Consider the following 11,563-nt stretch of genomic DNA (forward strand, 5'->3'; position numbering starts at 1 on the left):
ATCTCTTGTATAGCGCCGTACGGCGCTGCGCTGCACGCGCTTTACGAGGGCCGACTATTGCCATTGTTCAGGTGCTGTTGCTAGAGTCGAACGTGCATTCGAACCTTGGGGGAGGTTGGTCGTGGGGGATGTGATTGCGCCGGATCTGGCCGAGTTGCGTGTGTTCGCGGCACGGCTGCGAGAGGTTTCCGCCGACGGGGATGCGGGGTTGGGGATCGAGTGGCTCGATGCGATCGAGGCGTTGAAGTCGGTCGGGTGTGCGGTGCAGGCGGTGATCACCGATGGTGTCGCGACGAGTATTCGTGCCGATCGGAGGGCTCGGGGGTTGCCGCGGGCGGACTGGGGCCGCGGGATCGCGTCGCAGATTGCGTTGGCGCGCAGGGAATCCCCGAACCGCGGCGGTCGGCATCTCGATTTCGCGCAGGCCCTGGTGCACGAGATGCCGCACACCCTGGCCCTGTTGCGGTCGGGCCGGTTGAACGAATGGCGCGCCACGTTGCTGGTGCGCGAAACGGCGTGCCTGTCGGCCGCGGAGCGGGGAAACGTGGACCGCCGGTTGTGCTCGGACCCGGCCACTCTCGACGGGGTCGGCGACCGCGGGCTGATCGCGCAGGCGAAAGCGTTGGCGGTGGAACTCGACGCCGCGGCCGTGATGCGGCGGCATCGGAAGGCTGTGTCCGAGCGTCGGGTGACGACCCGTCCGGCGCCGGATTCGATGGCCTATCTGAGCGTGCTGATGCCGGTCGAGCAGGCGGTGTGCCTGCAGGCCACGCTCGGCCGGGATGCGGACAGCCTGATCGCCACCGGCAACAGTGGCGGCCGCACCCGCAATCAGCTGATGGTGGACCTGTTGTTCAATCGCGGCACCGGAGCATCAGTGGCATCGGGTGTTCCGGTGGCGGTGAACCTCGTGCTCTCCGACGAGACACTCCTGGCCGGCGGGCACGAGGCCGCACAGCTGCAGGGGTTCGGACCGGTACCGGCCGGAATCGCCCGGCAACTCGTGGCGGACGCCCTTGATGGTGACGTGGAGACGTCGTTGCGACGGGTGTATTCGTGCCCGCAGTCGGGTGCGTTGACGGCGATGGAATCGCCGTCGCGCACATTCCCGAAAAGCCTGAGACAGCTGATCGACCTCCGGGACCGCACGTGCCGCACCCCGTGGTGCGATGCGCCGATCCGGCATCACGACCACATCCGCTCACGCCGAGAATCCGGCGCCACGACGGCGGACAACGGGTCCGGGCTGTGCGAGGCCTGCAACTACGCGAAGGAAGGCGACGGCTGGACCGCCCGACCGGTACACAACCCCGGCGGCACCCACCTCATCGACCTCGGCACCCCGACCGGGCACCACTACCGCTCGGCGGCGCCGCCGCTCCCGGGCGCGGCATGACGGTCGGGTCACGCGGCGGTGAGAGCGAATACCCGCATCGTGCGGTTCGTTCGGTGCTCGTAGACGCCGTAGACGCGCACCATCTCGTCGAATTCGCGATAGATCCGCGTCCGCTCCGGTTCGGTGAGGAGGGTCGCGGTGACGGGGATGTCCTTCCCGCCGATCGTGACCTTCGCATTCGGCTCGGTGAGGAGGTTCCCCGACCACGCCGGGTGGTGATCCTGCCCGAAGTTGCTGCCCACGACGAAGATCTGCTCACCCTCGCGGTAGTACAGCAGCGGGCTCGTCCGCGGCGCCCCCGATTTACGACCCGTCGTCGTCAGCAGGACAACCGGTGCGGCGATCGGACCGAGGATCGTGAAGCGTCCCCTGCTCTTCTGGAGGAGCCGGCGGTCGACTCCGGCGAGATTCCGGATCACCCACGATCCAGGTCGAGTGGCGGCAAATTTAGCTGCGGGCTCGCGGAGGAAGCTGTTCTCGCTGCCCCACCGGACGTCAGGGAAGGGTGATTCGGCCATAGGTCATCTGACCGCCCGGCGGGTGCGGTGTCAATCGCCGAGCGGTGGTGGCCGGATACGCTATGGCCATGGCTGCGCCAGCGACACCCTCACCCGTGAATCCGCCCGCCCGTCCCCAGCCGTCGAGCGTCTACATCGCCTCACCGGAGGGGGACACCGGCAAGTCCACCATCGCGCTGGGTGTCCTGCAGATGCTGTGTGCGTCGGCGGCGAGGGTGGGCGTCTTCCGTCCGATTGCCCGATCGACGCAGGAAACCGACTACATTCTCGAGTTGCTCCTCGAACACACGACGGCCGACGTCGGCTACGAGGAGTCCCTCGGGGTCACGTACGAGCAGGTCCACGCCGATCCCGACGGGGCGCTCAGCGAGATCGTTTCCCGGTATCACCAGGTGGCGGCGCAGTGCGACGCCGTCGTCGTGATCGGCAGCGATTACACCGACGTGGCGAGCCCGAGCGAACTCGGCTACAACGCGAGGATCGCCGCCAACCTGGGCGCACCGGTGCTGCTCGCCGTGAAGGGAGCCCGGCGCACCCCCGAGGAGGTCGCGCAACTCGCCCATCTCGCGATCGGTGAACTAACTTCTCACCACGCCCATCCGCTGGCCGTGGTCGCGAATCGCTGTGACCCGGATCAGCTCGATGCGGTCACCGCCGCGTTGGCGTCGACCGGTGTGCCTGCGTGGAGTCTGCCCGAGATCCCGCTGCTGGTCGCACCGACCATGGCCGAACTTCTCGAGTCGATCGACGGCAGCCTGTTCAGTGGCGACCCTGAGCTTCTCCACCGCGAGGCGCTGCGCGTGATGGTGGGCGGAATGACGGCAGAGCACATTCTCGAACGGCTGACGGAGGGCACGGTGGTGATCGCCCCGGCCGACCGTTCCGACGTGCTGCTGGCGATGGTGAACGCGCATGAGGCCGAGGGATTCCCATCACTGGCGGGGATCGTCATGAACGGTGGGCTGATGCCGCACCCGGCGATCGCGAAGCTGATGGCCGGCCTGAAGCCGCGGTTGCCGATCCTCACCACCGAACTGGGCACGTTCGACACGGCCAGCGCAGCAGCGCAGACCCGTGGCCGGGTGGCGGTCGGTTCGCAGCGCAAGATCGACACCGCCCTGAGCGTCATGGAACTGCGGGTGGACGCACCCACGCTGCTGGAGCGGTTGAAGCTGCCGATCCCCTCGGTGGTGACTCCGCAGATGTTCGAATACCAGCTGATCGACCGCGCCCGCCGCGACCGCAAGCACATCGTGCTGCCGGAGGGCGACGACGACCGCATCCTCCGCGCGGCGGGGAGACTGTTGCAACGACAGGTGGCGGCGCTGACCATTCTCGGCGACGAGGTGCAGGTGCGGCGCCGCGCGGCGGAACTCGGCGTCGACCTCGGAGACGCGCAGGTGCTGGACCCCCGGACGTCCGACCACGCCGGTCCGTTCGCCGAGGAGTACGCGCGGCTCCGCGCCCACAAGGGCATGACCGTGGAGCGGGCCCGCGAGGTGATGGCCGACATCTCGTACTTCGGAACCATGATGGTGCACTTGGGAATCGCGGACGGCATGGTCTCCGGTGCCGCGCACACCACGGCGCACACCATCCGGCCGTCGTTCGAGATCATCAAGACGCAACCGGGGGTGTCCACGGTGTCGAGCGTGTTCCTGATGTGCCTGTCCGATCGGGTGCTCGCGTACGGGGACTGTGCGGTGGTGCCCGACCCCACGGCCGAACAGCTGGCCGACATCGCGATCTCCTCGGCGCAGACGGCGTCCCAGTTCGGCATCGATCCGCGCATCGCGATGCTGTCGTACTCGACCGGTGACTCCGGCAGCGGTGCGGACGTCGACAAGGTGCGCTCTGGGACGAAACTTGTTCGCGAGCGTCGCCCGGACCTGTTGGTGGAGGGCCCCATTCAGTACGACGCTGCCATCGAGCAGAGCGTGGCCGACAAGAAGATGCCCGATTCGGAAGTGGCCGGCAAGGCGACGGTCTTCATCTTCCCCGACCTCAACACCGGGAACAACACGTACAAGGCGGTGCAGCGCAGTGCCGGTGCGATCGCCGTCGGTCCGGTGTTGCAGGGCCTCAACAAGCCCGTCAACGACCTGTCGCGAGGGGCGCTGGTCGAGGACATCGTGAACACCGTGGCCATCACCGCGATCCAGGCGCAGGGAGCAGAGCAGTGACCGAGGGGTCCGTACTGGTAGTCAATTCCGGTTCGTCGTCGATCAAGTTCCAGCTGATCCACCCGGACACCGGTAAGTCCTCGGCGTCCGGTCTCATCGAGAGGATCGGGGAACCCGAGGGGCGCATCGTCTATCACCACCGCACCGGTTTGGCGGAGCGCCACGTGCACATCGCCGACCACCGGGCCGGGCTGAAGATGGTGTCGGACATCGTCGCCGAGGTGGGCCGACCGCTGAGGGAGGCGGGGATCGTCGCGGTCGGTCATCGCATCGTCCACGGCGGCGACGTGTTCTTCGAACCCACGATCATCGACGACGCGGTGGTGCAGTCCATCTCGGACCTTTCGGCCCTTGCGCCGCTGCACAATCCGGCGAACGTGATCGGGATCGAGGTGGCGCGGGAGGAACTGCCGGACATCCCGCACGTCGCGGTGTTCGACACCGCGTTCTTCCACACCCTGCCCGCGGAGGCGTCGACGTATGCGATCGACCGGCAGGTCGCGAGGGAGCACTCCATCCGGCGGTACGGTTTCCACGGCACGTCACACCAGTACGTGTCGGCGCAGGCGGCCGACTTCCTCGGCAGGGACCTGTCCGAGCTGAACCAGATCGTGCTGCATCTGGGGAACGGTGCCTCGGCGTCCGCGATCCGCGGGGGACTGGCCGTAGACACGAGCATGGGGCTGACCCCGCTCGAGGGTCTTGTCATGGGCACGCGGTCCGGGGACGTCGATCCGGGTGTCATCCTGCACCTGCACCGCAGCGGGATGGGTGTCGATCAGATCGACGACCTCCTGAACCGGCACTCCGGACTCAAGGGCCTGTCGGGTGTCAACGACTTCCGGGCGCTCCTGACGCTCGTCGGCGAGGGCGACGAGGCCGCGGCGTTGGCGTACGACGTGTACGTGCACCGACTCCGCAAGTACATCGGCGCCTACCTGGTGGAACTGGGCGGCGTCGACGTCATCACGTTCACCGGGGGAGTCGGCGAGAACAATGTCGACGTCCGCCGCGACAGCCTGGCCGGGCTGGGGCGCCTCGGCATCGTCGTCGACGACGACCGCAACGGCGCGGATTCCCGGGACGCACGCCGTATCTCGGCGGACGACTCCGACGTGCAGGTGCTGGTCGTGCCCACCAACGAGGAGTTCGCGATCGCCCGTGCGGCGGCGGACCTGATCGGGGCCTGAGCGTTACAGCAGGCTCTTGGGCCGGATGGCGTTGGCGAGATCCACCAGCGTGTACCGGTGAGTGCGCTCGGGGGCGTTGCGGGCAAGGGCCCGCAGGCCGGCCTCGGCGCCCTTGCGGAGGCCCCGTTCGGTGAACGGCACACCGAGGATCTGCTCGAGTTCCGTCGCCGACGTGTGACCGGCACGCATCCAGTCCAGTGCGGTGCCCAGTACGAGCGTGCGCATCTGCAGTGCCCGGCTCTCCTCGGGTGCGAGCGCGGCGACGCGGAGTGCAGCCTCCCGGAGGGCTGCTTCGTCGATCTCCTCGATCGGTTTGCAGGACAACAGCATCAGCACACTCGTCATCCGGGCCATGGTGAAGTGCCGGGACGTCGCGGGAACCTGGTCCAGGGCGGCGATGGCACCGGGCAGGTCGCCGCGTTCGGTGAGTTGCCGCGCCAGCCCGAATGCCGCACTCACCATGCTGTGGTCGGTCCGCCACACCGTTCGGTAGTACTTCTCGGCGAACGCCCTCCACTGGTGGGGATCGGAACTTTCCCAGTGCTGCAGAATCAGTTCGGCGGTGGCGGCGAGCGCAAGCTTGGGAGCCGTCTCGCCGGGCATCGCCTTCAGCACGAATTCGAAGCGGGAGAACGCCGTCTCGTACTCGCCGTCGATGAGCGTCGCGAGTCCGGCGTACCAGTCGACGCGCCAGTTCCCGCCCATGTCTCCCTCCACGTCGCGGAGGAGTCCGGTGGCGGTGGCGGCGTCACCGAGATCGAGGTGCGCCTTGATCTCGGCGAGTGTGAGTTCCCGGGAGAACGACACGTCGAGGTCGCCGACGACCCGTTCGATACCGTTCTCGCGCGCGTGCCGAATGGAATCCAGTGTCTGCTGCGGTTCGCTGTGCACCGCGGCGGCCAGGAGCGGGGCGTTGGGATCGGTCGGGTCGATCAGGGGCACCGCCAACGCCTGCGCCACGGACTGCGGATCGAGGTTCTCGTCCCGGTCGACGCCGTCGACGTACACATCGGTCTGCTCGACGGCCTCATCCGTGCCGAACGTCGTTCTCTGCTTGCTGAACACGGTCGACAGTCCGGGATGCTCCTCGCCGGTCTGCTGCGCGAGCACCTCCCGCAGTACCGCCGTGAGCTGACCCGCCATCTCCTCGGCCGACGCGAAACGCCTGCTCGGATCGGGGTCGGTGGCGCGCAACAGGAGTCGGTGGAAGAACTCGTATTCCGCGAGGAGCGGCGCCTGCTCGGGGGACGGGATCCCGTCGAGGTACCGCCCCTTGTCGGACGGCATGTCGAGCGTCAGGACGGCGAGTGTGCGCCCCACCGTGTAGATGTCGGACGCCACGGTCGGGCCGGTCTTGACGATCTCCGGCGCCTGAAACCCGGGCGTGCCGTACAGGTAGCCGTAGTCCTCGATGCCGGCGACGGCCCCGAGGTCGATCAATTTGAGGGCGTCCTCGGTGACCATCACGTTGTCGGGTTTGAGGTCGTTGTACACCAGGCCGGTGGAGTGCAGATACGCCAGTGCGGGAAGAATTTCGAGCACGTAGGCGATGGCCTGCTCGACCGGCATGCGCTCGGGCTTCGCGTGCGTCGACAGGACGTCCCGCAGCGAGTGACCGCCCACGTACTCCATGACGATGTAACCCATCGGGGTCCCGTCCGACCGGGGATGCTCCACGAAGTTGAAGATCTTGACGATGCTCGGGTGGGCCACCTCGGCGAGGAACTGGCGTTCGGCGACCGCCACGGCCTGAGCCTCGGCGTCGCCGAAGTGCAACAGACCCTTGAGGACCACCCACCGGTCGCTGACATTGCGATCGATGGCCAGATAGATCCAGCCGAGGCCGCCGTGCGCGATGCAGCCCTGCACCTCGTACTGGCCGCCGATCAGCTCGTTCGGGCCGAGCAGCGGCCGGAAGTCGTAGGTGGCTCCGCACTTGGGGCACAGACCGAATTCGGAGCCCTCGGAGGTGGCGCTGGTGCGGCCCACCGGCTTGTTGCATTTCCAGCAGAAGCGCTTGCTCTCGGGGACTTTCGGGTCGGTCATCACGGCGGACGCCGGGTCGAGTGTCTTCACGACGGGAACCTCGACGAGACCGCCGCCGAGACGCAGGCGCTGCCCGGACCGGGTGCGCGGTGAGCGCGTCGAGCGGCCGGTGCCGGACGCGCCGGACGGCCGGGACGTCGGTGCCGCCTGGGTGGCCGGACCCTCGTCCGGTTCTTCCCGAACCGCGGCCTGCGTAGCGTCCTCTTCCGGCTCCCGTACGGCGGCCTGGGTGGCGATGTCCGGGTCGGTGGACTCGGGATTCTTCGGATGGTGCGGCATGCGTCCCCTCAGTCCTGGTACACGGCGGACGGCGGGGCGGGGGACGGCCCCAGCATCGACAGCCACTGGTCGTACATCCTGGTCCAGGTACCGTCACGGCGGATGCGTTCGAGCGTGCCGTTGACGAACCGCACCAGGTCCTCGTTCGACTTGGTGATGCCGACGCCGTACGGCTCGGCGCCCATGCTGTCTCCGACGATCTCGAGATACGGGTCCTGGGACGCCAGACCGGCGAGGATCGTGTCGTCGGTGCTCACCGCATCGACCTGCCGCTGTTGCAGGACCACCAGGCAATCCGACCACATGGGGACCGTCAGGATGTCCGCGGTGGGCGCCACCTGCTGCAACCGTGTCAGCGACGTGGTGCCGCGGACGACGCAGACCCGCTTCCCGTCCAGGTCGGCGGCGCTGCGGATCGGGGAGCCCTTCACGACGAGAACCCGTTGCTGCGCCTCGAAGTATTCGGAGGAGAACGCCACCCGTTCCTTTCGGTCGCAGGTGATGGTCATCGTCTTGGCCACGATGTCGACCATCGATTCCTGCAGTGCCTTCTCACGATTCGCGGACGTGAGGATGCGGTACTCGAGTCGGTCCGGGTCGCCGAACAGGTCCCGCGCGATCTCCCGGGCGATGTCGACGTCGAAGCCCTGGACGGCACCGGTGGCCGGGTCGCGGAAACTCATCAGATTGCTGCCCGTGTCGAGGCCGACGACGAGACGGCCCCGCGCGCGGATGGCGTCGACGGTCGGCATCGGCGGCGCGGCGTCGGTGTCGGGGAACGGGCGAAGGCTCGCGGTGGGATCGCCGCAGTCCTTCTCGGGAGTCGGCGGCGCAGCGCTGGTTTCGGGCGCCGGCATCGCGGCCGCGGGAAGCGGGGGCTCGGTGTACGACACGCTCGGCGATCCGACGTGCTCCGGACTCGACTCGGCGCACCCGCCGATCAGCAACGTGGCCGCCACCAGCACCAGCGCGATCCGGCGCCGCCTCACTGGTACTCCCGCAATCGAGGCCACAACCCGATGATAATTCCGCCGAACGCGATCAGCGTCAGGACGAGGGCACCGGAACCGAGCGCGGTCAGCACCCGGGCCGCGGATTCGACATTCGACCGCAACCGGTCGCGTGCGGCGCCGATTCCGTCGGTGAGCGCGTCGTCGACGGCGGTGAACTGAGCCGCGGAATCCGACGGTCCCGGTCCGATGGCGACCATTGCCGCCGAGACGAAGTCGCCCTTGGCGAGGATCTCGTTCATGCGGTCGTGTGCCGCGGACCAGCGCGTCCACGCCTCCTGCGCCCGTGCCACCTCGTCGTGGCCGACGGCGCGGTCGCCGTCGTGGGGGTAGCTCGACAGCAGGGTGTCGAGCTGACCGGACTTGTCTTCGAAGACGGCGTCGTAGTCACCGTTCGAGTCACGGCGGACCAGTTTGAGGGTCTCCTCGGTGCGCGCCTGCTGGGCCAGGATGCGGGCGGCGGTCAACTCGTGCATCGGGCGGGCGCCCTCGGTCAGTGCCCGCTTGGTGTCGAGGGAGGAGACCAACCCGGCGACCAGCATCCACACCAGGAGGATCGCCGTGCACGACGACGCCACGATCAACCCGAGGTTGAACGTGCGCCGACTGAGCCTCGCGATGACGATCTGGGCGACGAGCAGCGCGACGAGGGCAACGAGGATCAGGATCAGCGCCAGCCAGGGCGGACGGGAGTAGTCCCGTTGCGTGTCCGCGACGTTGGATTCCTGCTGGGCGTGCAACTGCTGCGCCATCGGCAGCATGCTCGTCTGCATCAGCGTGGACGCCTCGCTGAGGTAGGCCGCGCCGACGGGATGACCGGTGCGGTTGTTGGCGCGCGCGGTCTCGACGAGACCGGAGTAGACGCTGAGGTCGGTGGAGATGGAGGCGAGCAGGCGCCGGCTGTCCACGTCGCTCGCCGCGAGCCCGCCGGACGCGTACACGAGGTCGGCGGAGGCCGTGCCGATCGCCTGCGTGTACGTGTCCCGGAGTTCGGGAGGTTCGAGACCGCCGGAGATGAACGCCGTCGTGGCCGCGGCGTCCGCCACCGACAGGGCGCTGTACAGGTTCTGCGCCGAGAACGACAGCGGTTCCGTCTCGGCGAGGACAGTGTCGAGGGTGGCCTCCCTGCTGTTCACCGTCGAGGCGGCCAGGAGGCCGGCGGTCAGGGTGAGCAGGACCAGGAGGGCGCCGAGGGCGGTGAGTTTGGCGGGAGTCGACACCAGGAACGCGCGCAGTTCCTTGCGGCGTGCCACCGCGGGGTCGACGTCGTCGTCCGCGGCGGCGGACAATGCGCGGCTGCCCCGGGGTTCGATCGACGGTGCCTCCCGCAGAACCACCTCGCACCCCTCCCGTGTCATGGCCGCACTTTGTGGGGAGCATATAAGCAGCGGTCGGTTCCCGACTGCCGACGGGCAGTTCCGGAAGAAACCGTTAGTGTGAGGGAACTGCAGGGAGACCCATCAGGTCGGACAGGGGTAGTCGATGCGTGGTGACGGTGACGGCTGGGCAACCGGGCCGGACGGCAGTCGTCATTGGGGCAAGCACGGTGCGGCCGGGTTGTTGCTGCGTGCGCCGCTCCCGGACGAGACGCCGGCCGTGCTTCTGCAGCACCGTGCGGCCTGGAGTCACCAGGGCGGCACCTGGGCGTTGCCCGGCGGTGCCCGGGACAGCCACGAGACCACCACCCACGCCGCGGTACGCGAGGCGCACGAGGAAGCCGGCATCGAGAGTGCAGCGATCCGCGTCCGCACCGAGGTCGTCACGATGAAGGCCGCGAGCGGCTGGAGTTACACCACCGTGATCGCCGACGCCGAGCGCCCGCTACCCACCGTCGCGAACGGCGAGAGCACCGAACTGCGGTGGGTGCGGGAAACCGACGTCGCCGGGCTCCCGCTGCACCCGGGATTCGAAGCGGGGTGGCCGCAACTGCGCACCACCGAGGTGCGATTGCTGCTCGACCGGCACGACGTGCTGGGCGAACGCGGCGCGCTGGCGCAGTTGTCGAAGGCTCTGCCCCGCACGGTGCACCTGCCGGACGGCACGTACGGGTGGCTGCCGCGCGTCGAGGTGCTCGAGGCCCCGGACGCAGTCGGTCGCCTCGCCGAACCGGCCGGCCACGGCACCACGTTGGGAACGATGACGGCGGTCGTCACCACCGACCCCGACCTGATCGAACAGTTGCCGGCCACCGTCGTGGTCCTGCCGCCCGCCACGGTGCTGAACTGGCTGGATCAGCCGTAACTACGCGTTCTGCTGCAACAGGGCGGACAGCGAGCGCGCGGCGGCCTGCGGGTCGCGGGCCTCGGTGATGGCCCGCACGACGACGATGCGGGAGGCTCCCGCGGCGAGGATCTCCGGAACCCGGGCCTCGTCGATGCCGCCGATCGCGAACCACGGGCGGTTCGGCTCGGAGTCGGCGGTCGATCGCACCAGATCGATGCCCGACGCGGTCCGCCCGGGCTTGGTGGGGGTGGCCCACACCGGTCCGGTGCAGAAGTAGTCGACGCCGTCCTCGATCGCCGCGAGGCTGGCCTGCGCGCGGCTGTGGGTGGAGCGGCCGATCAGGACGTCGGAACCCACCACGGTCCGTGCGTACGGGACGGGCAGGTCGCCCTGGCCGAGGTGCAGCACGTCGGCCCCGGCCGCCAGCGCCATGTCGGCGCGGTCGTTGACCGCGAGCAGCGCTCCGTGACGCCTGGCCGCGGCCGCGAGCACCGACAGCGCCGCCAGTTCGTCCCGGGCGTCCATCGTGCCGAACTTCTTCTCTCCGGCCGAGCCCTTGTCGCGGAGCTGGATGATGTCGACGCCGCCGGACAGCGCGGCCTCGGCGAACTGCGCCAGGTCGCCCTTCTCGCGCCGAGCATCGGTGCACAAATACAAACGTGCTGTTCCGAGGCGGCGCCGACGGTCCGTGAGGTTGCTGTGATGCGAGGTGGTCACG

9 protein-coding genes are annotated in these 11,563 nt (G+C 68.6%); 4 read left to right on the plus strand and 5 right to left on the minus strand.

Annotated features, from left to right (window positions below):
* Positions 1-121 precede the first annotated feature (121 nt).
* On the plus strand, positions 122-1,396 hold the full coding sequence (locus OYT95_RS27685) for an HNH endonuclease (RefSeq protein ID WP_268789663.1): 1,275 nt from the start codon (positions 122-124) through the stop codon (positions 1,394-1,396).
* 8 nt (positions 1,397-1,404) lie between these two features.
* On the opposite strand, the gene OYT95_RS27690 is transcribed toward OYT95_RS27685, so the two are convergent.
* The gene (locus tag OYT95_RS27690) at positions 1,405-1,914 is read right to left on the minus strand and encodes a nitroreductase/quinone reductase family protein (RefSeq protein ID WP_268789664.1); all 510 of its coding nucleotides are present in this window, start codon (positions 1,912-1,914) and stop codon (positions 1,405-1,407) included.
* 62 nt (positions 1,915-1,976) lie between these two features.
* Between OYT95_RS27690 and pta the strand changes: the two genes are divergently transcribed.
* A complete protein-coding gene (pta, locus tag OYT95_RS27695; RefSeq protein WP_052033627.1) occupies positions 1,977-4,097 on the plus strand; it encodes a phosphate acetyltransferase in 2,121 nt (706 codons plus the stop codon).
* Entirely contained in the window at positions 4,094-5,287 is a 1,194-nt protein-coding gene (locus OYT95_RS27700) for an acetate kinase (protein WP_268789665.1), read from the plus strand. Before pta ends, OYT95_RS27700 begins: the two co-directional genes overlap by 4 nt.
* A gap of 3 nt (positions 5,288-5,290) precedes the next feature.
* On the opposite strand, the gene OYT95_RS27705 is transcribed toward OYT95_RS27700, so the two are convergent.
* From OYT95_RS27705 to OYT95_RS27715, 3 genes are read right to left on the minus strand one after another with little or no spacing between them, the layout of a single operon-like run.
* The gene (locus tag OYT95_RS27705) at positions 5,291-7,612 is read right to left on the minus strand and encodes a serine/threonine-protein kinase (protein ID WP_268789666.1); all 2,322 of its coding nucleotides are present in this window, start codon (positions 7,610-7,612) and stop codon (positions 5,291-5,293) included.
* Between the two features lie 8 nt (positions 7,613-7,620).
* Positions 7,621-8,601, minus strand: coding sequence for a glutamate ABC transporter substrate-binding protein (locus OYT95_RS27710; RefSeq protein WP_268789667.1), 981 nt, complete (start codon positions 8,599-8,601; stop codon positions 7,621-7,623).
* A complete protein-coding gene (locus OYT95_RS27715) occupies positions 8,598-9,980 on the minus strand; it encodes a hypothetical protein (RefSeq protein ID WP_268789668.1) in 1,383 nt (460 codons plus the stop codon). The genes OYT95_RS27710 and OYT95_RS27715 overlap by 4 nt, the downstream gene beginning before the upstream one ends.
* Positions 9,981-10,104: 124 nt before the next feature.
* Between OYT95_RS27715 and OYT95_RS27720 the strand changes: the two genes are divergently transcribed.
* On the plus strand, positions 10,105-10,863 hold the full coding sequence (locus OYT95_RS27720) for an NUDIX hydrolase (protein WP_037240864.1): 759 nt from the start codon (positions 10,105-10,107) through the stop codon (positions 10,861-10,863).
* Here the strand turns inward: OYT95_RS27720 and thiE are convergent, their stop codons facing one another.
* Entirely contained in the window at positions 10,864-11,562 is a 699-nt protein-coding gene (thiE, locus tag OYT95_RS27725; protein WP_037240867.1) for a thiamine phosphate synthase, read from the minus strand.
* Between the last annotated feature and the right edge of the window lies 1 nt (position 11,563).

This window comes from Rhodococcus sp. JS3073, assembly GCF_026810085.1.
Classification (GTDB): domain Bacteria; phylum Actinomycetota; class Actinomycetes; order Mycobacteriales; family Mycobacteriaceae; genus Rhodococcus_F; species Rhodococcus_F wratislaviensis.